We start from the raw sequence: 21,840 nt of genomic DNA, 5'->3' as shown, positions 1-21,840 counted from the left end.
AATGAAATATGATTTTGAATTGGACCTGACTTCGAATAATTCGTTGGCACTGATTTCAAAAAAGATCAGAAAGCATGCAACTATATTGGAATTTGGCCCTGCCGCAGGGCGTCTTACCCGTTACATGAAAGAAAAGCTTGAATGTGATGTATACATTGTTGAAATTGACCAAGATGCGGCTGAGAGAGCTCTTCAATATGCCAAAGATGGAATTGTTGGAGATATTGAAGAAATGAAGTGGTTGGATAAATTTAGGGAAATCCAGTTCGACTACATTATTTTTGCAGATGTACTGGAACATTTGTATGACCCTAAGAGAGTTCTTAGCGCTTCTGTCAATCTGCTAAAAGATGATGGAGCGATTTTACTTTCGATACCAAATATTGCCCATAATAGTGTCATTATTGATATGATGAAAAATCAGTTTAAATACAGAAGTACTGGGCTTCTTGATGATACACATGTCCGCTTTTTCACCTATTATACATTATTGGGAATGATTGATGAGTGCAATCTGATGACAGTAAGTGAAGAAGCTGTTATAAAAAAAGTGGGCGAAACAGAAATCGGCAGTTACTTTGATGGCTTGCCTAATTCAGTAGCTTCATATCTTAAAAATCGGCATTTAGGAGATGTCTATCAGTATATTTTTGTAATGGGTAAAAAGGGAACTCATTCTGGTACAGCATTCTTTAAAAATATTTCCGCCAAAAGTAACTACTATTATTCTCAGTTATATATAGACACAGGGGCAGGTTTCAGTGAAAATCAAACTATTATTAATACACAGCAATATAATGGTGTAATAGAGTTTGATGTTAAAGATTATGAGCAAATAAAAAAACTAAGATTTGATCCATTGAATGTGAGTTGTTCATTGAGAGTAGATAGAGTTGAACTTCATATGAGCGATGGATCAGTACTAAAAGTGGAAGGTTATGAAAATAACGCCGACTATCAATTTAATGGTTTTCTATTGTTCTTTCACGAAGACTCTCAATTTATCTTTGAAAAGCCTAGAGGAAATTCTAACATAGAAAAGTTAATTTTGAATGTTGCTATGCTAGATGTTGAAATAGACCAATATAATTACACTACGGAATTATTAAATAACCAAGCAAATTTAATAAAAGATAAAGAGATTGTTGAAAATCAATTACTATCCGCTCAAGGGTTAATATCGTCTTTATCAAATGAAAAAAAAGAATATATCAATGAAATCGAACAATGTAAGCGGGAAATTGAAAATTTAGAGGCAATAAATATAAATCTTGTTGACGAGCTGGGATTCTTAAATGAAGAGAGCAAAGTGAGAGCGGATGAACATGTGAAACTCACTAATACTCTGTCTCTTCAAATTGAAGAGTTGAAGAAAGAAATAGAAAAACAGTCTTTACAATTAAATCAAATCCACTCTTCTAGGAGTTGGAAATTAATTTCTAAAATTAAGAAATTGGGTGTGCGTTAATGTTACTGAGTGAAAAGATCAACCTTATAACTTCTATAATTGATAGAAATACAGTTAAAAATAATATGCTAAGAAGTTCCATCATATTTAAGCTCAGTGACGTTGATAATTTAAATGTTAATGCAGATGCTACTTTAAATATCAATGAAGCTGATAAAGCTGCAGAAATAACGTTTGAAGTGAAAAAAGATATTAAGTTTTTGAAGTTTATATATAATATATATAATGATAATGACCAAGGTAGTATTGTGTTAAATTGTTATGGAACGAATGGGGAATCTCAGGTATTTGAGGTAGGAGCTTTTTCGGGACAGAGTATTTCCTTTTATTTGAAGACAGATTTTAATATTAAAAAAATTATTATAAGTATTTCTACTGAATATACTTTTAATATCAGTCAGCTTGAACTTATAGGAATCACAAAGAGCGAATACAAATTTAATAAAATAAAACAATATTCTTTGAAATTAAATAGACTTGTGAAATTTCAACCTCATTTGCGGGGAAAATTTGTGCAAGAAATAAGAACAGCAGGACTAAAGCCAGCTTTGCAAAAGGTTAAGCAGAAGTTATATCACAATGATCCCAAGGATAATATTATAGTGATGGGTAATGAACTCATACTTAGTCCTTTATCCTATGCTTCCACTAATAGTATACTTTTTATTGTACACGATGCTCAAAATGCTGGAGCTTCTATACTTTCTTTAAATATGATTCGAGTATTAAAAGAGGTCTATCACAAGCAGGTCATAGCAATTTTGCTTAAAGGAGGGCCGCTTGAGAAGGACTTTTCAGATGTAGCTGATGTAATAAACTTACATCAAAACTCTTTGTCTAATTTGGAGAATGAAACGGAAGTATCCCGGATTATTAAGTCTATTCGAAAACGTGGAGTAACTTATTGTATTGCGAATTCTGTGGTTTCTAGTATTCTTGTTGAACTTTTGGAGAAAAATGAAATTAAAACCATCTCACTTATTCATGAACTTCCTACTTCTATTCAAACTTATAATTTTGTGCAGGCTGCCAACAATGCAGCACGGTATGCATCAAAAATTGTATTCCCTAATCAATTTGTTAAAAATAGCTTTCAACAGTACTTTGATCTTCATGAAGACAGAGTACTCATTAAGCCTCAGGGAATATACAAGAAGAGGTTACATCGGTTAAACAAGAACTCTGCAAAAGATAAATTATGCGAGGAACTGGGGATTAGTACAAGTTCAACCATTCTACTTGGCTGTGGTTATGGTGACTTGAGAAAAGGTCTTGATTCATTTTTTTCCTTAGCTAGAGAGTTGATTTTAAATTGTAATTGTAAAGATATTCATTTTGTATGGATGGGTGGTACAGAACAAGTATTAGAGAGATGGTTAATGCATGATGCACAGACTCTGAAGATTGAAAAGAATATTCATATGATGGGATTCCAAAAGGACCCACTTCCTATCTTCGAAGCGGCAGATATGTTTGTTCTCACATCTAGAGAAGACCCTTTTCCATCCATAGCCTTAGAAGCAATAGACAATGCAACGCCTGTAGTTACTTTTGAAAACAATGGTGGAATGGCCGAGCTTATAACTGAATTAGGGGTTAGAGCAACTCCATACTCTGATATTCATTTGATGGCTCAGGAGATTATGAGGATATTAAAGAATAAAGATATCTATGACGCAATTGTACAAAAAGGACATGAAGTTATTGAAGAAAAATTTAATTTCACTAAATATGTTGGTGATATTTTAAGTAGTATCAACTCTGAGGTTTATCGAATTCCTGATTTGAAAGTATCGGTAATAGTACCTAATTATAACTATGAATCTTTTATTGAAGAGAGACTCCGTTCCATCATTAATCAGACAGTAACTCCATATGAAATTATTTTCCTTGATGATGTCTCTAAGGATAATAGCGTAGAATTGGCTAAAAGAATGTTAGAGCAAACTTCAATAAAGCATAAGATTATCGTTAATAAAGAGAACATTGGATGCTTTGGTCAATGGATTAGAGGCATTCAGGAGGCTTCAGGAGATATAATCTGGATTGCTGAGGCAGATGATCTGTGCGAACCTGTTCTTTTGGAGAGATTACTTCCGTCATTTTCAGATCAGGAAGTGAATTTGGCGTATTCCCAGTCACAAATAATAGATGAGCATTCCAATAAAGTGAATTATCATTACACACAATATACTGATGACTTATCTGTAGAAAAATGGCGAGTACCATATTGTATTAATGGAAAAGATGAATTAGTTCAAGGACTTGCTATTAAGAATACGATACCCAATGCTAGTGCAGTGTTAATGAGGGCTTCTGCTTTACAGGGGATTTCAGAAAAACTAAGTGATTATAAAATTGGCGGAGACTGGTTTGCTTATCTCTATCTTCTACGACAAGGTAAAATTTATTTCACACCTGAAGTGTTAAACTATCATCGTAGACACTCACAAAGTATAATTAGTGTAAATGAGCAAACACAAGAACTTTATAAAGAGATATTAAGGATCAAAAACTTTATTATTGATAACTACGAATTGCCTCTGGATATAGTAGGAAGTTTTGTTGAACAGGTGGCTAAGGATTATGAAAGACTAGGCTGTAAAGGATATGGAAGCAAAAATATTCTCGATAATGATGAATTATCAGAAATGTATTTAGCCTTGAAAGATAGAGCGTTCCAAAAAAGTAGTCAAGTAAATTATTTGTGTGAACAGAAAAAAATATTGTTTGTAACTCCCGATTTTGAAGTTGGTGGAGGACAAATGCTAGTTATAAGGCTTGCTAATTTTTTTGCTTCTTTTCAGAAGGTATACATTTATAATGCAAGACCCTGGTTGTTGGAGGAAAGTGTATTAAAAATGGTTTCTCCATCAGTTGAAATTTTACCAAGCAAAGGGGACCCGGAAGAACTAAGAGGATATATTGAAAAATTTAATATAACTACAATTAATTCTCATATTTGGTGGTCTGATAAAATTACTTACTTGGCTGTTAAAGAGATGACATCAATTAATTGGGTGTTATCTATGCATGGTTGTTACGAGGCATTGTTGCAGAACCCTGATTGGGATAATGACTTCTTGCAGTTGGTTCCTAATGTATTAGAACGTGCAAATCATATCATTTATGCTACGAATAAAAATTTGAAAATTTTTAGTGAAGTTAACATAAGTGATAGCAGTAAAATCAAAAAAGTGTACTATGGATATGACCTACAAAGTATTCCTTCAAAAAATAAAGAAAGTATTGGTATACGAGAAGGGGAATTTGTTTTTGGTCTAGTGTCCCGAGCCATTAAAGAGAAGGGCTGGGAAGAGAGTATTAAAGCTCTTATTCAATTAAATAACAAAAATCAATCTAGAAGTCATCTTATTCTTGTTGGCGAGAGTGAATACTCCAAAATGCTTAAAGAAAAATATAAAGATATTGATTATTTGCATTTTGTAATGAATTTACATGAGCCTTCTGAATGGATCGGTTGGGTTAAGATTTTTGATGTTGCATTATTACCAACTTATTTCATCTCTGAGAGTCTACCTAACTCTATTATAGAATATTTAGCTTACAACAAGCCTGTCATTACAACGAATATTGGTGAAATTAAACAGATGATCTATTCGGAAAAGGTTGATAAATTTGCGGGAATATTACTTGAGTTAAACGACGAAGGAATAGTTAATACGGATGATATATACACTTCAATGTTAACATTACAAAATGATTCCCAAAAGTATGAGGAATTAAAAAGTAATACTGCTCTGCTTTTTAAACAATTCAGCATGCGTAACTTTGCCCGAGAATATTTCAATGTTTTCTAAATTTTTTTTAAAGTCACCAGTTGTAGTACTGGTGACTTTAAAAATGTAGAGAGGAAAAATCCTAATGAGTACGATAGTTTTTGGTGGAGCTGGGTTTATAGGCACAGAACTGATTAAAAGACTCTGTAGAGAAAACGTGAGCACCACACTTTATGATAGAAATTTAAAAAGCAAAAAACTGCCTGATGAAAATTATAATATAATTGAAGGGGATTTTTTTTTAGAGACTGACTTCAGAAATATTCTAAAGGGACATGATACCATTATACATTTGATAAGCAGTGTTACTCCATTTTCTTCAATGGTAAGTATTGAAGATTCTTATCAAAAAGATGTGGTGAAAACATTGGAAATGGTTGAAGCTGCAAAAAACGAAGGAATCCAAAAAATAGTCTTTGTTTCTTCAGGAGGAACGGTATATGGTAATAACTCTTCGGAACTATTAAATGAAGATATGCCGTGTGTACCTTTGAATCATTATGGAATAATGAAACTGACTATAGAAAGAATCCTATTAATGTATAATAAACTATTTGGTATGAAAAATATTATACTTAGGGTTGCTAATCCATATGGCAGGGGACAAAATCCGGAAAAGAAGATAGGGGCTATTTCAATATTTTTGCAGCATGTCTTAAACCAAGAGCCTATTTCTATATACGGAGATGGGGAAATTGTCAGGGATTATATTCAAATTTCAGATGTTTGCCAGGCAATCGTATCTGCCTTGCAGTATAGCCCTGATTCTTATGATACAGAGCCCATATTTAATATAGGTACAGGTGTGGGAGTATCGCTATTAGATATAATTTATGAAGTTGAAAATGTATCGAAAATCAAGGCGCATATTAATTTTCTAAGTGAGCGAAGTATCGATGTCAAAAGTAGTATACTAGATTCGTCGAAAGCTAAACGCTACTTAGGTTTTGAAGCTCAGGTAAGCTTGCAAGAAGGAGTAAACGATCTTTACAACTTTTTAAGAAGGAAAATCTAATGAGAGTATCAATTGTTATTCCTAATTATAATGGTGCTAAGTTTCTTCCAGGCTGTATTAATTCATTAAAAAAACAACTTTATACTGATTATGAACTGATTTTAGTTGATAACAATTCTGAAGATAATAGTGTTACTGTCGCAAGGGAATTGTTCGATGAAATACAAATAATTAGTATGGAAGGAAATACAGGGTTTAGCCGGGCAGTCAATGCTGGGATCCGAGAAGCTAACGGTGAATTTGTTGTACTGCTTAATAACGATACAGTAGCAAAAGAGAATTGGCTTGGATGTTTGGTTACATGTATGGAGGAGAATTCCACTGCTTTTTCTTGTTCGAGTAAGATGATCATGTATAATGATCAGGATAAGATAGATGATTCAGGTGACGCATACACTATTTTCGGATGGGCTTACCAAGAAGGGAATGGTCAATCAATCAAGCACTTCAATAAAAATGTTGAAGTTTTTAGTTCGTGTGCAGGTGCTGCGATATACCGGAGGGAGTTGTTTGACAGGATTGGTTTATTTGATGAGGCTTTTTTTGCATATCTTGAAGATGTAGATATTGGGTACAGGGCACAACTGATGGGCTATAAAAATATATTTTGCGCAACAGCTGAAATATATCATATCGGTAGTGCAACTACTGGTGGTGGGTACTCTCCTATTAAAGTAAGACTATCGGCGAGAAATAATATATATCTTATATATAAGAACATGCCCTTTTTTCAACTGGCTATTAATATGCCTTGTTTGATAATAGGACACTTATTTAAATATATGTTCTTTAAAAAAAAGGGCCTAGCCAATTATTATGTTGAAGGAGTGCAGGAAGGGCTTAAAGAAAGAAAAAAGCTAAGAAAAACACAACATGTAAAAGCCAGTCGCTATATTTATATTCAATACTGGCTTGTATTTAAAGGAATCTATTATGCTTTTCATAAATTAAAAAGGATGATTATTCATATATAAATGGTTCAAAGCCTAAAAACACAATTATTGAGCAGTATCATATAATAAAAAAACTAAGCATGGAATCTATACAATATAAATAAGTGGGGGATTACTCATGATAGTAAACTCTTTAAAGTTACATGATGTAAAAATTATAGAGCCCGTAGTTCATGGGGATCATAGAGGATTTTTTATGGAAAGTTATAATGAGCAATTGTTAAAAGAAAAGGGAATCGATTGTACCTTTGTTCAAGATAATCATTCTTTATCTGCTGAACCAGGCGTGATACGCGGGTTGCATTATCAACTTGAACCTAAAGCCCAAACTAAACTAGTCCGTGTTATTTCTGGAGCAATTTATGACGTTGCTTTAGATATCCGTCATAGCTCGCCAACTTTTGGTAAATGGATAGGAGTGATTTTGAGCGAATACAATCAACGTCAATTATTGGTTCCAAAGGGTTTTGCACATGGGTTTTGCACCCTTACTCCTAATACACAGGTAATTTATAAGGTTGATGAATATTACTCGCCAGAGCATGATCGTGGGATTCTATGGAATGACCCAGCTTTGGATATTAATTGGCCTATTTCACAGGCAATACTCTCTGAAAAAGATGAGAAACATCCCGTTCTTGCTGAGGCTGATTTAAATTTTAATTAAAGATAAGCTTATTTGTTTTGAAATTTAAGGGAAATTAAAATTGGAGGGTTTTTATGAAACTTCTTGTCACTGGCGGAGCTGGATTTATTGGTAGTAACTTTGTTATGTATATGCTGAAGCAATATCCACATTATCATATAGTAAATGTAGATGCTCTAACATATGCGGGGAATCTTGAGAATCTCAAATCAATCGAAAAAAATCAAAATCATACTTTTGTGAAGGCAGATATAACTGATGTACATGCAATGGACCGGTTAATGCAGCAGGGAATCGATATTGTTGTTAACTTTGCTGCTGAATCACATGTGGACCGTAGTATTTTGGAACCTGATATTTTTGTGAAAACAAACGTAGTAGGGACACAAGTGCTTCTGGAGGCTGCCAAAAAGTATGGAGTTTCTAAGTTCGTGCAGGTTTCAACAGATGAAGTATATGGTTCTCTCGGAGAAACAGGTTTATTTACAGAAGAAACTCCTCTTCAGCCTAATAGCCCGTATTCAGCATCTAAAGCTGGCGGTGATTTGCTTGTTCGTGCGTATCATGAGACCTTCGGTCTGCCTGTTAATATTACACGGTGTTCGAACAATTATGGACCTTATCAATTTCCAGAAAAGTTGATACCACTAATGATTTCGCGTGCATTGAACGGACAACAGCTTCCAATCTATGGCGATGGAATGAATATTCGGGACTGGCTCTACGTAGAAGATCATTGTAGTGCAATTGATCTGGTTATTCATCAGGGTGAATTAGGTGAAGTGTATAATATCGGAGGCAATAATGAACGAACCAATATTCACATTGTCAAGACCGTGCTTGAGGAACTCGGTAAGCCGGAATCACTTATTAGCTATGTAGAAGATCGTCTTGGTCATGATCGTCGCTACGGTATAGACCCAAACAAAACGATGAATCAACTCGGCTGGAAGCCTAAGCATTCTTTTGAAACGGGAATTAAAGAAACAATTCGTTGGTATCTGGAGAACAAAGATTGGTGGACACGTATCCAATCGGGAGCTTATCAAGAATATTATAAAAAACAATATGGGCATAGGCTGGAGGACATTTAATATGAAGGTCCTTGTTACGGGAGCAGCTGGTCAATTAGGTAGTCAAGTTTGTGAGTTTTTCCAAAAGCAGCAGGCTTACGATGTCTTGCCGTGTGACCGAGAGAAGCTGGACATTACTAATTTGGAGCAGGCCATAGGAATTTCGAAGAATTATCAACCAGACGTAATAATTCACTGTGCTGCGTACACTGCAGTGGATGCTGCAGAAAATGATATTGATAAAGCATATAAAATAAATGCATACGGAACCCGCAATATGGCCTTGGCTGCAGAAAAAGTGGGAGCAAAGTTAGTATATATCAGCACTGATTATGTATTTGATGGTTTTTCAAAGCTCCCTTATCAAGAATATGACAATACCAATCCCCAAACTGTTTATGGTAAATCAAAAAGAGCGGGAGAAATACTAGTTCAATCGTTATCTTCTCGCTATTTTATTGTAAGGACTTCATGGGTGTACGGAATTAACGGCAGCAATTTTGTAAAGACTATGTTAGAACTGGGGCGGGAGAAGCCTATGCTTCAGGTTGTGAATGATCAAATAGGCAGTCCGACATATACGGTAGATCTTGTGGATTTTCTAAATGAAATAATTAAGACTGAAAAATACGGAGTGTATCATGCTTCAAATAAAGGATCATGTTCATGGTATGAGTTTACACAGGCAATATTCAAGGATGCAGAAGACATACTAGGCATTAAAATGACCTCAAAGTTAGAACCCTGCACTACCCAGCAGTTCCCAAGGCCTGCCCCGCGCCCATTTAATTCTGTATTAGATCATATGAGCATCCGTGCTAATGGTTTAACCGATTTACGTCCTTGGAGAGAAGGATTGCAACAATTTTTAAAGGAGTTAATTGCATTTTAGAGGTAAACATTGTAAATTGCAATGATTTAGAGATAAAGAATATACAACACAGAATATACTGTTTAAACTTTCAGGGGGAGTTATGAAGTTAAAGTATTTAGAAGGACTACGTGGATTTGCAGCATTTGTCGTGGTAATATTTCATTTTTTAGGGACTTTTTATCCCTCGTCAATATATGGGACCCTAAACAACATTAACACTCCAGCAAAATCAGAATTGCTTTTTGTGAGCACTCCCCTGAATGTTTTGTACAATGGGAATTTTGCTGTTTGTATTTTCTTTGTATTAAGTGGTTTTGTATTAAGTATTAAGTTTTTTAAGACAAAGGATTTAAGTGCAGTTACAGAAAGTGCTATAAAAAGATATTTTAGATTAGTAATTCCGGTGATTTTCTCAGTGTTGATCTTTTATTTTTGCTTCAGGATGTTTGAAAAGGATGAACCCAATATTTACAAGGCTCTATACGAAGGTTTTATTGGTAGTTTTTTTTCTCACACTGCCAATTATAATGTAGTTTTGTGGACGATGAGTTTTGAATTTATGGGCTCTTTTATTGTATTTTTATTCTGTGCACTGTTCGGGAAAAGCAGGAACCGAATCTTTTTTTATTTCTTATTTATTCTCTTATTCTGGAAAACATACTATTTGGGTTTTGTACTTGGTTTATTATTATGTGATTTTCATTACAACAATACTAGTAAATTAGGTGTAATTGAGAATAGACTTTTAAAGTGGACACTTCTTATCTTAGCATTGCTTTTAGGTTCTTATCCTAACCAATTAGAAAAAATGGATAATTCAATTAAGTTGAATGACACAATCTATGCTTTCTTTAGTAAGTTAGAGGGTGCCGACTCATTTTATCATTCGATAGGTGCATTTATTATCCTTTTAGTCGTGCTTAATTCATCCACATTAAAAACGATATTCTCTTCGAAATTTATGAACTTTATTGGGGAAATATCCTTCTCTATGTATCTTATACACAATGCGATTATTTTTTACTTTTCAAAAAATGTCTTTTATTACCTCCTTTTGGAACGTGAAATTCCATATGTTTGGTGTTTTGTCTTTACTATAAGTATATCTATTCCAATCATTTTCTTTATATCTGTTATTTATGCTAAATGGATAGATAAAAAAAGCGTTTCTTTTTCAAATTATATGTACAGAAACTTTTTTAAAGAAGAAGCTAAAGATGGTTTTATTGATCTCCTTCTCATTTCTGTTACACTTCGTAAGCTTATCCATAAGATAAAGTATAATTACAAGCAAATAGTGATTAAATTTATCATATCGGTGATTATTATTTTAATATCTGTATTCTTATTTCCTAATTTTTATAAGGATAATAGCATAAAATTAGAATTATATGCAAAAATATCAAAGGAAATAGATATGCAAATTTACTATACAACAAAGCTAGCGGAGTTTGACGAAAGGAATTCAGTACTTCAAAAGGTATATAGTAATGAAAATTTTCAAAAAATAGTTATTCAGTTACCAGTCTCACATATTGAAAGATTCCGAGTTGATTTTGGTTCCTACCCAGGCCAGGTTTATTTAGGCCCTGTTAGGTTAATAAAATCAAATACTAAAAGAGTAATAAATATGATTGATAATTCACAAATCAATCAAATGAAGAATATGGATACGACTGATCAGGGAATCCGGCTAAATTCAAATTCAAGTGATCCTTACATCGTCCCCGTATTGAAAACTGGATTTGGGGATAATATTGAGGGAAATTTCAGCTTTGTTAGAATTGCAATGGGCGTCCTTTTATTTTTCATACTTTCCTTGTTTACTAAGGTTTTAATTGAATTTATTAGGAGATAGGCGCTGGGTTACGCCTCTTTTTTCTTTTATAACCACTAAATTTTTATTTCAATATGTGCTCTGTTTTTGAATGGTTTGAATGTTAACTTTACTCGGAATGCCGAAGAAATCTTCAGAGGAAGTGTCAATATGAGATTAATTAGTAGGGTGAAATTGTACATTCTTGTCACTTCAACTCTATAGTCTATGCTAGTATTTCTGTGCAGAACTTTACGATAGGGTAGTAATTCATCATAGTATTAATATAATTTCTAATTGGGGAGATCCGGTCATTGACTTTAATTTTGACAACAATTGATGAAGCTAGGTAGGTTAGAGTTAATGAATAGGAATTTTGGTTTAGATATATCAAGGGTCACGGCTATTTTAATGGTTTTAATATGTCATAGTCTATCTTGGTTTTTTCTGGATTATAATGTACTAGGAATCTTATATGTATTCGGTTACTTAGGAGTAGAAATATTCTTTGTTTTAAGTGGCTTTTTAATTGGTTCGATTCTAATAAGAGACATATTTCATAGTGGAAGTTGGAACTCTCTCCCTAACTTTTATGTAAGAAGATGGTTGAGAACTATTCCTGTATATTATTTCGTTATTCTTATTTTATACATCTTAGATTCAAGTCAATTTAACCTAGAAACGATGTTGTTTTTACAAAATTTTGAAGCGGGGAAGCTATTATTTTTTCCTGTTTCATGGAGCCTTTCTATAGAAGAGTGGTTTTACTTGTTATGTCCAATAGTCTTTTTGTTTATTTCTAAGCTAAGTAATTCAAATAAAAAAGTTTTGATATTTTCCAGTATTTTTATTTTGTTATTTTTTAATATATTGAGAATTGTTTACGTCATTAATTACGATCCATCTTGGGATCAAGGAGTAAGAAAACAAATACCGATTAGGCTGGATAGCCTATTAATTGGTGTGTTATTAGCCAATATAAAATTTTATTGGGTAAAGTTTTATACAAAGGTTGCTCGAGGCAAGATATACCTAATAGCAAGTCTAATTATCTTATATTACTTTGGAATGCAATATGTCTATGATGGTATTACCCGGAATATTATAAATAATTCGTTTTATAGCAGAACTTTTTTATTTTTTGTCGTTTCTCTTTCATGTGCTGTTATTATAGCTTATTTTGAACAGAGTAAATTAAATAGGACTAGTTCCAGTGTTTTTAGAAAGGCAATTACACTTTTAAGCAAAATAAGTTACTCTATATATCTAGTGCATTTTCCTATATTTAAATTCTCGTCTGTTGTGCTTGAATCCCATAATTCAATAGTAGTAAAATTTTTATTATTATTTTGTTCTCTTATTTTAACACTTATAATTTCAACTGTTTTGTACTATTGTATTGAAATTCCTTTTTTAAAATTAAGAGATAAGTATGTTCCTTCCAAAAAATGAGGCTTTAGGACGAAAGTGAAAGACAAGCGACCGTGATAGTCAGGATAATTACTGAGATTCTTTAAATAGGCCAGCCCCTTCTTCATAAAATGGAGAAGGGGCTATTTGGCTACTAACTGTTAAATGATCTTTAGCGAATGAAACAGGCTTTTATGTAACAGCACCCGCTGTATTACAAAAAGATGAACAAATTTGAAAGATTGTTAACGAAATTAGGTTTAATGCACATAGTACCTTTAATTCACTAAAAACCCATCGAATGCGTGTTCTTTTTTGGAAATATATAGTATAATTGAAACGTGCAACCGATAGAGCTGACAAGGGCGGTCGGCTAACTCTCCCGAGGAGGGGGGTGAAGCCTGTGACAGTGTTTGAGGCGCTCAGTTTAATGCTGACGTTCGGGGCGTTAATCGTCACACTGTTAGAGTTTAACAAACGAAAATAGACCGCCCCCGCAAGGAAGGGTCTATTTTCGGCCTGATTGTTCCAAAACCGTCCGCTCTTGGAGCGTTGGTTGCGCGGGGCTGGCTGGCACCAGCCCTTTTTCCATGTATATCTTACCACGATGAAATTTAGACCTCAACCGAGGATTTTACAAAAATCTAATAATCGACTTCCAATGAACAATATATAGTTCCAAATGGTTTCGTTTGTCTATATTTGCACTTTGGAGCAGTTGGAATCGAATTTTGCGAAATTCTACTAACTATGCAAGGTTACAAGTTATGTGCTTTTTTGCGCCCCGTGGTCTGCACGGTATGCTATAATAGGCGATAGTAGAATAGATTACTGAATTTGTCAGGAGCGTTTTAAATATGGATGTAAGCATACTGGTCGTCAACTATAATACATGTCGATTGACGCTGGATTGTTTGCAGTCGGTGTATGCGTCAAAGACGCAGTATCGATATGAAGTGATTGTTATCGATAATCACTCCAGTGACGGGTCTGTTGAGGCTATTCGTGCTGCATACCCGGAAATTATGTTGATAGCCAATAAGGATAATACAGGGTTTGCCAAGGCGAACAACCAGGGCATGGAAGTAGCTAGCGGGCGTTATGTATTGCTGTTGAACTCCGATACGTTGGTGCAGCCGGATACGCTGGATACAATGATTCAATTTATGGATACGCACCCGGAGATGGGGGCATCGGGCTGTAAGGTCATCCTGCCAGATGGCTCGCTAGACAAGGCTTGTAAGCGAGGGTTTCCAACGCCGTCTGCGTCTTTTTACTATGCTTTCGGTTGGTCGAAGCGTTACCCGGATAACCCAAAGTACAACCAATATCAGCTTGGGCATCTAAGCCCGGATGATGAGTATCCTGTAGATGTGCTGGTAGGGGCTTTTATGCTGGTGCGTCGGGAGACGATTGACCAGGTTGGCGGATTGGACGAAACCTTTTTTATGTATGGTGAGGATATAGACTGGTGTTACCGGATTAAACAAGCTGGTTGGGGCATTTACTACTACCCACACACATATATTATTCATATCAAAGGAGGCAGCGCTCGCCGTCGTCCTTTGAAAATTATTTATGAGTTTCATAGAGCTATGTGGGTATTCCATCGAAAGCATTATAAGCAGCAGTACAGCTGGTTCACCAACATGGCTGTATATGCGGGAATTACGGTGAAGTTTGGAATGGCTTTTCTTAAAAATAAGTTGTCTGCACCGGTTAAGCCGGACGGCGGAGAACAATCTCGTACTGAGGTGAAAGCATGATACGCAGAAATCAGCGTTTTTTAACCCAATTATATATTGTGGCGGATTTCGCGGTCATTCAGTTATCCTTTCTGATCGCTTGGTTTTTCAAATTTGAAAGTGAATGGATCACTTATAAAGAGCCACTTCCTATTCAAGTATATGGAGGGTGGAGCTTAATATACGGTCTGATTGCCGTAGTACTGGGAATGTTATTCTCGCTCTATTCACCAAAACGCAAAAAGAGGTTTGCAGATGACGTGTTTCGCGTCACACAGATTCATATTGTGGGCTTGTTTGTGTTGTTGAGTGTGATGTTCTTCGTGAAGCAAATCGACATTTCGCGGTCCTACCTGGCGATCTATATGATTGGTAATGTACTGATTATTTTGTTTTATCGATATTTTTTGAAGCAAGTTCTTAAAGTCCTCCGTCAAAAAGGATACAATAAGCAATTCATGCTCATTCTTGGAGCGGGTTCTTTGGGCCAACGATTTTATCATAATCTTGGACAGTATCCTGATTTAGGCTATGAAGTAGTGGGATTTCTAGATGATAAACGGCATTGGAGTGAAGAGGAAGAGGCACATTTTCGCCCGATTCTTGGAGGATTAGATCAGTTGGAGGCAACGCTGTCGCGCCTGATGATTGATGAGGTCATTCTGGCGCTGCCGCTGGATGCTCATGATAAGTATCCCAAGATTATCAACATGTGTGAAAAGGCTGGAGTGCGCACGCTTATTATTCCCGATTTCTTTGATTATTTGCCGGCACGACCTTACTTTGACAACTTTGCAGGTATGCCGATGATTAATGTACGGGATATTCCACTGGATGTAGCAGGGAATCGATTGTTTAAGCGTCTGTTCGATATTTTATTTTCTTTATTTGCGATTATTCTGACCTCTCCGATTATGCTAGCTGTGGCGATTGGTGTGAAGGTCACGTCGAGAGGCCCCATTATTTTTAAGCAGGAGCGAGTAGGCTTGAACCGTCGCACCTTCCGGATGTACAAATTTCGCTCCATGAAGGTACTGCCGCCTGGAACAGAAGATACGGGCTGGACGACTGCTAATGACCCAAGACGCACACGTTTTGGTACGTTTATTCGTAAAACAAGCCTCGACGAGCTGCCACAGTTTTTCAACGTACTGTTGGGTGATATGAGCGTCGTTGGCCCACGTCCGGAACGGCCCTATTATGTGGATCAGTTCCGTGAGGAAATTCCAAAATACATGGTGAAGCATCATGTTCGTCCTGGAATTACAGGCTGGGCACAGAGTAACGGTTTGCGCGGAGATACATCTATTGAGGAACGGATTAAGCATGACATCTTCTATATTGAGAACTGGTCGCTCTTATTCGATATTAAAATTATTTTTCGCACGATTCGCAATGGTTTCAAAAACGCATATTAATCCAGAGTCACCCTTCGGCTTAGCCGGAGGGTGTTTTTGTGTCTATATAGCTGATTTTTTAGTTCAACTGATATAGGGCTGTTTTGAGTAGGTGTATGTAGGGTATTGACCTGTACGAAAAGGATGTGACACCCTATGAAACGAGTGATTGCTGCAGTTATTCTTTTAATGATAATCGGTACATTTTTACTGGCTTACAAAGGACAATCTACTGAAGAACATACTGGCTTTACCACACACCGTGTGATTTCGCATGCCATGGGAGCCGTTGATGGTTTGGCCTATACCAATGCGCGTGAAGCGTTTGTGGAAAATTACAAAAAAGGTAGCCGTGTATTCGAGGTCGACCTGATGTTTACTTCGGATGGACATTTGGTGGCGCGCCATGAATGGACAGAATCCTTTACCAAACAAATGCAACAGGAATACGCAGTTGCTACAGAGCAGGGCGGAAAGCCTTGGAGCTATCATCAGTTTAAAAACACCCCCATACACGGTTCTTATACTCCACTTGATTGGAAGGATGTATTGGATTTATTGGAAAACTACCCGGATGCCTATATTGTGACCGATACGAAAGAGCAGGACCCTGCCCAAATCAAACAGTTATTTGCACAACTGACCCATCAGGCTCAGGAGAAAAATCCCGAACTTCTGTCTCGTATTGTCCCTCAAATTTATAATGGAGAAATGTTGCAAACGTTGCGGAGTATCTATCCTTATACATCCATCATTTATACGCTATATGCTACAGAAGACACGGATGACCAGATCATTCAATTTGTCCAACAGCATGATATAACAGCAGTAACTTTACCAGAAAATCGCGTGAGTGGTGCCTTAGTGGAAAGTTTGCGTCAGGCAGGGGCAGTGTGCTACGTAAATACGATTAACGAGTTGAAGGACGCCACTGAGTACGAACAGATGGGTGTAAGAGGTTTTTATACTGACGTTTTAACGGAAAAAGAACTTCGTAGACGCAGTTGGTTGTATGCGCTGAGACCATGAGCTGTCTGAACTCGGTGTTCCCATTTGATACGAACATTGACACCTTTTAAGCACTGTCATAGACTTAGCATAGAACGCTTTTGGATATTGGAATTCGGCTCGTCTGGATGATGACAAAAGCAATGGATGCTGGAGGAATGTGTGTTGGCAGATTCAATTCAATCATGGAGGCATGTATTTAAGCTTGATCCTGACAAGGAACTGAATGATGAGGCGCTTGATGCCGTGTGTATGTCTGGTACAGACGCTATTATGGTGGGAGGTTCATCAGGCGTAACCTATGAAAATACGGTGGATTTGCTGTCGCGGGTTCGGCGTTATGAGGTGCCGTGTGTGCTTGAGGTATCCGATCTGGAAGCTGTGGTGCCGGGGTTTGATCTATATATGATTCCCATGGTGCTGAATACCGCTGACAGTAATTGGATTATGGGGCAGCACCAACGTGCGATTGAGCAATTTGGTTATATGATCCCTTGGGATTTGCTTGTGACGGAAGGATATATTGTTTTGAACGGTGATTCCACCGTCGCTAAGCTTACTAGTGCGGAAACTTCGCTGAGTGCTTCTGCTGCCGCTTCATATGCACAGATTGCTGACAAGCTTATGCATCTACCGATTGTATATGTGGAATATAGCGGTGTCTTTGGAGATATGGAACTGGTACAACAAATACATCGCGGTACGGAGCGATCTCGTGTTTTATACGGAGGAGGGATCGTGGATAAAACTACCGCGTTACAAGCAGCAGCTGTTTGTGACACCATTGTAGTAGGAAACATTATTTATCGTGATTTGGCGAAAGCGTTGGAGACGATAGCTGTGAAATTGGAAGTATAGAGCGTGAATATATGAAAGCTTAGGGAAAGGAGCATGCACGCATGCAATCAATAGATATACACGAGGCGGTAGCTCGCCTTAATCAGCCTCAGCGTCAGGCCGTGGAGGCGGTAGATGGTCCTCTGCTAATTATGGCTGGCGCAGGCAGTGGTAAGACACGGGTGCTCACGCACCGAATAGCTTACCTCATTGCGACCCGCAAGACGGCTCCATGGGGGATTTTGGCGATTACCTTTACGAACAAGGCCGCGCGTGAAATGCAGGATCGCGTATCTAAGCTGATTGGTCCGCAGGGGAAAGATGTGTGGGTATCCACCTTTCACTCCATGTGTGTGCGTATTTTACGCCGGGATATCGAGCGGATCGGATTTACCTCCAATTTCAGCATCTTGGATTCTACGGATCAATTGTCTGTCATCCGAAGCTGTATGAAGGACCTGAATATAGATACCAAAAAGTTTGAACCCAAAGCGGTTCAGTCTATGATGAGTACGGCTAAAAATGAACTGGTCACTCCCGAAATGTATGAGCGCAAGATTGGCGATTATTTTGAAGGAATTGTGGCGAAGGTATATACCAAGTACCAACAACGGCTCAGAAACAACAACTCTCTTGATTTTGATGATTTGATTATGGCAACGATTCAGCTCTTTAAAGAAGTGCCCGAGGTACTTGATTTCTACCAGAAGAAATTTCAATACATTCATGTTGATGAATATCAGGATACGAACCGCGCGCAGTACATGCTGTGCAAAATGCTGGCTGACAAGCATCATCGGCTATGTGTTGTAGGTGACAGCGACCAATCTATCTATCGGTGGCGGGGTGCGGATATTAGCAACATTTTGAACTTTGAAGAGGATTACCCGGAAGCACGCACGATTTTGCTGGAGCAGAATTATCGCTCAACTTCAAATATTCTTAATGCAGCTAACGAAGTCATTGGCCAAAACACAGGCCGCAAGCCAAAAAAACTATGGACCGACAAAGAAGGCGGCGCCAAGATTAAGGTTTATCGTGCTGACTCCGAGCATGACGAAGGCTATTTTATCGCCTCAGAAATTCATAAGAATATTAAGGCGGGCAAAACCTATAGCCATCATGCCATTTTGTACCGTACGAATGCCCAGTCTCGGGTGGTCGAGGAAATTTTGATCAAATCGGATATCCCTTACCAAATCGTGGGCGGAATCAAGTTCTATGATCGTAAAGAGATTAAGGATTTGCTGGCGTATCTTCGCCTACTGTCCAATCCTGACGACGATATCAGCCTGATCCGAATCATTAATGTACCCAAACGAAGCATCGGCGACACAACGGTTGGCAAATTACAGGCAGCCGCGGCGGAACGTGGGGTTTCGATTTTCCGTGTGCTTCAAGTGGTTGATGATTTGGGCTTTGCTGGACGCACGCGCAATGCGCTTGTAGAGTTTTACGATATGATTGAAGGTTTAAGTCGGATGGTGGATTACCTGTCAGTTACTGAGTTGACCGAAAAAATGCTGGAAACCACCCAATATCGATTGGAACTACAAAACGAGAATACACTCGAGTCACGCTCGCGTTTGGAGAATATTGATGAGTTTCTGTCGGTAACTATGGAATTTGAAAAAGGGACGGAAGACAAGTCGCTTGTCTCCTTCCTGACTGATCTTGCTCTCATTGCCGATATTGATTCCATGAATGACGATGAAGAGGAGCAGAGTGATGCGGTTGTATTAATGACCATGCATAGCGCCAAAGGACTGGAGTTTCCTATCGTATTTATCGTTGGTATGGAGGAAGGGGTATTCCCTCACAGCAGGGCCTTTTTGGATAATGAAGAGCTGGAGGAAGAGCGTAGATTGGCGTATGTCGGGATTACCCGTGCTGAGGAGCAGTTGTTCCTCACATGCGCTCAGATGCGCACTCTGTTTGGACGTACCACAGCTAACCCGCCTTCCCGCTTTCTCGAAGAGATTCCGGATGAGTTAAAAGAGGATACGGTCATCAAGCGTGATCGTTACCGTCGTTCAGGCAATGTAGGCGGATCTTATGGTGGTCGCGGACTGGGCAAAAGCAGTGGCAGCAACTTTGGTGGAGAGCGCTCGTTTGATACGATGAGCCGTAGTGGCTCGTCTGCTTCCGCGTCGCCCCGCGTAACAGTGACCACTTCCTCACCTGCAAAACCAACTCCGTCTGTTTCGACAGGGGGGGCATCCATTTTTGCTGCCGGAGACAAGGTACAGCATGGCAAGTGGGGAATTGGAACCATTGTAGCTGTAAAAGGAACGGGCAATGATATGGAGCTTCAGATTGCTTTCCCGGCTCCAGTAGGGGTTAAACGACTGTTAGCTGGCTTTGCACCGATTACAAAAGTAGAATAATCTTAAATATTATTAAATCTCGAACCTCATAGGGCAGCTTGGCTAAGGCCTCTGCCCTAATGAAGTTCCCGGAGGGATACGCCTGCATGAACCCAATGCACAGGATGGAGCAGCTTGTTGCTGAACTGAACACATATAACTATCACTACTATACATTGGATGATCCCCAGATCAGCGACAAAGAATATGATGTGCTTTATGACGAACTGGTAGCTCTTGAACAGACAAGCGGTCTTGTACTGCCGGATTCGCCAACACAGCGTGTGGGCGGGGAGATCCTCAAGGGCTTCACACCGCATCGCCATCTCGCTCCATTATGGAGCCTTGATAAAGCTCAGAATATGGAGCAGCTGCGTGCATGGAATGCGCGTGTCGTGAAGCTAGTCAATGATTATAATACCAAGAACCCAGAGCAACCTTTGCCATCCCCCGGCTATGCGATAGAACTAAAATTTGATGGACTGACGCTGAACCTGACATACACGGATGGACAACTGGTGCAGGCTTCCACACGTGGTAATGGTGTGGTAGGTGAGGGGATACTGGCACAGGTCAAGACGATTAAATCCGTTCCACTTACAATTCCTTTTCGAAATGGAACAATTGAAGTGCAGGGAGAAGGAATCATGAATCTTTCTGTACTGTCCAAATATAATGAGACTGCCGCGGACCCACTTAAAAATGCACGCAACGCCGCAGCTGGTGCTTTGCGCAACTTGAATCCCAAAGTGACAGCAGAACGCCGACTGAATGCATTTTTCTACAACGTGGGATATGCAGACGGTATCCAGTTTAACAGCCACCAGGAGATGATGGCCTTCCTGCGTGAAAATCATTTCAAGGTGAACCCATACCTGACTTACTTTGATAATTTTGATGATGTAATGGAGCAACTGATTGAGATTGAAGAATCCCGTGCGGGATTGGACTATCTTATTGATGGGGCAGTATTGAAAATTACAGATATGCGCACACGTGAGGTTCTCGGATATACTGATAAATTCCCACGCTGGGCGGTGGCCTATAAGTTCGAAGCAGAGGAAACGACTACGGTCCTTAACTCGGTCGAGTGGAATGTAGGAAGAACCGGGAAGATCACTCCACTGGCTAGGGTAGAACCGGTAGAGCTGGCGGGAGTCACTGTACAAAATTGTACGCTGAACAATGCTGGTGACATCGAGCGTAAAAACCTGAAGTTTGCTTTGGGGGCACGTGTGTTTATTCGTCGCTCAAACGATGTTATTCCTGAGATTTTGGGAAAAGTAACATCTGAGAACGATGGAGAGGAAATTGTGGTTCCAGATCATTGTCCAGCTTGTGGGTTTCCGCTGCAGCAGCGAGGCGCTCATTTATTTTGTGACAATAAGTTAGGTTGTAAACCCCAAATTGTAGCCCGCATTTCTCATTTTGC

The 21,840-nt window shown here is 38.1% G+C and carries 16 protein-coding genes (1 of these 16 running past the window's edge); all 16 read left to right on the top strand.

Annotation, left to right across the window (positions count from 1 at the left end):
• The first annotated feature begins 1 nt into the window (after position 1).
• Positions 2-1,468, top strand: a complete 1,467-nt coding sequence (locus ACUC6J_RS22065; RefSeq protein WP_117290402.1) for a class I SAM-dependent methyltransferase — start codon at positions 2-4, stop codon at positions 1,466-1,468.
• The gene (locus ACUC6J_RS22060; protein ID WP_447249419.1) at positions 1,468-5,289 is read left to right on the top strand and encodes a glycosyltransferase; all 3,822 of its coding nucleotides are present in this window, start codon (positions 1,468-1,470) and stop codon (positions 5,287-5,289) included. The genes ACUC6J_RS22065 and ACUC6J_RS22060 overlap by 1 nt, the downstream gene beginning before the upstream one ends.
• Positions 5,290-5,353: 64 nt before the next feature.
• Positions 5,354-6,283 carry an NAD-dependent epimerase/dehydratase family protein gene (locus tag ACUC6J_RS22055; protein ID WP_447249418.1) on the top strand — a complete coding sequence of 310 codons (930 nt, stop codon included), beginning with the start codon at positions 5,354-5,356 and terminating at the stop codon, positions 6,281-6,283.
• Complete coding sequence (locus ACUC6J_RS22050; RefSeq protein WP_117290408.1) at positions 6,283-7,257, top strand: glycosyltransferase family 2 protein; 975 nt, start codon at positions 6,283-6,285, stop codon at positions 7,255-7,257. Before ACUC6J_RS22055 ends, ACUC6J_RS22050 begins: the two co-directional genes overlap by 1 nt.
• Positions 7,258-7,354: 97 nt before the next feature.
• Positions 7,355-7,903 (top strand): dTDP-4-dehydrorhamnose 3,5-epimerase, encoded by a 549-nt coding sequence (gene rfbC, locus ACUC6J_RS22045; RefSeq protein ID WP_117290409.1) that lies wholly within the window; start codon positions 7,355-7,357, stop codon positions 7,901-7,903.
• A 53-nt stretch (positions 7,904-7,956) separates the two neighbouring features.
• Positions 7,957-8,976 (top strand): dTDP-glucose 4,6-dehydratase, encoded by a 1,020-nt coding sequence (rfbB, locus tag ACUC6J_RS22040; RefSeq protein ID WP_341040135.1) that lies wholly within the window; start codon positions 7,957-7,959, stop codon positions 8,974-8,976.
• Between the two features lies 1 nt (position 8,977).
• Positions 8,978-9,847 carry a dTDP-4-dehydrorhamnose reductase gene (gene rfbD / locus ACUC6J_RS22035; RefSeq protein ID WP_447249417.1) on the top strand — a complete coding sequence of 290 codons (870 nt, stop codon included), beginning with the start codon at positions 8,978-8,980 and terminating at the stop codon, positions 9,845-9,847.
• Between the two features lie 82 nt (positions 9,848-9,929).
• Positions 9,930-11,687, top strand: a complete 1,758-nt coding sequence (locus tag ACUC6J_RS22030; protein ID WP_447249416.1) for an acyltransferase family protein — start codon at positions 9,930-9,932, stop codon at positions 11,685-11,687.
• A gap of 321 nt (positions 11,688-12,008) precedes the next feature.
• Positions 12,009-13,097, top strand: coding sequence for an acyltransferase family protein (locus tag ACUC6J_RS22025; RefSeq protein WP_447249415.1), 1,089 nt, complete (start codon positions 12,009-12,011; stop codon positions 13,095-13,097).
• 352 nt (positions 13,098-13,449) lie between these two features.
• Positions 13,450-13,542: a putative holin-like toxin gene (locus ACUC6J_RS22020; RefSeq protein WP_219727884.1), complete on the top strand. Its 93-nt coding sequence runs from the start codon at positions 13,450-13,452 to the stop codon at positions 13,540-13,542.
• A 370-nt stretch (positions 13,543-13,912) separates the two neighbouring features.
• Positions 13,913-14,821 (top strand): glycosyltransferase family 2 protein, encoded by a 909-nt coding sequence (locus ACUC6J_RS22015; protein WP_031462314.1) that lies wholly within the window; start codon positions 13,913-13,915, stop codon positions 14,819-14,821.
• Positions 14,818-16,218: an undecaprenyl-phosphate glucose phosphotransferase gene (locus ACUC6J_RS22010; RefSeq protein ID WP_016822991.1), complete on the top strand. Its 1,401-nt coding sequence runs from the start codon at positions 14,818-14,820 to the stop codon at positions 16,216-16,218. Before ACUC6J_RS22015 ends, ACUC6J_RS22010 begins: the two co-directional genes overlap by 4 nt.
• A gap of 135 nt (positions 16,219-16,353) precedes the next feature.
• Positions 16,354-17,226, top strand: a complete 873-nt coding sequence (locus tag ACUC6J_RS22005; RefSeq protein ID WP_447249414.1) for a phosphatidylinositol-specific phospholipase C/glycerophosphodiester phosphodiesterase family protein — start codon at positions 16,354-16,356, stop codon at positions 17,224-17,226.
• A 126-nt stretch (positions 17,227-17,352) separates the two neighbouring features.
• Positions 17,353-18,063, top strand: coding sequence for a heptaprenylglyceryl phosphate synthase (locus ACUC6J_RS22000; protein ID WP_340865704.1), 711 nt, complete (start codon positions 17,353-17,355; stop codon positions 18,061-18,063).
• Between the two features lie 41 nt (positions 18,064-18,104).
• Entirely contained in the window at positions 18,105-20,429 is a 2,325-nt protein-coding gene (gene pcrA, locus ACUC6J_RS21995; RefSeq protein WP_123797693.1) for a DNA helicase PcrA, read from the top strand.
• An 86-nt stretch (positions 20,430-20,515) separates the two neighbouring features.
• Positions 20,516-21,840, top strand: the 5' portion of a protein-coding gene (gene ligA / locus ACUC6J_RS21990) for an NAD-dependent DNA ligase LigA (protein WP_447249413.1). It continues 691 nt past the right edge of the window; 1,325 of the gene's 2,016 nt are visible here — the first part of the coding sequence; the start codon lies at positions 20,516-20,518; its stop codon lies off the right edge, out of view.

This window comes from Paenibacillus sp. JJ1683 (assembly GCF_053006485.1).
The sequence above is the reverse complement of the archived record's forward strand: the minus strand, read 5'-3'. Positions and strand labels throughout refer to the sequence as shown.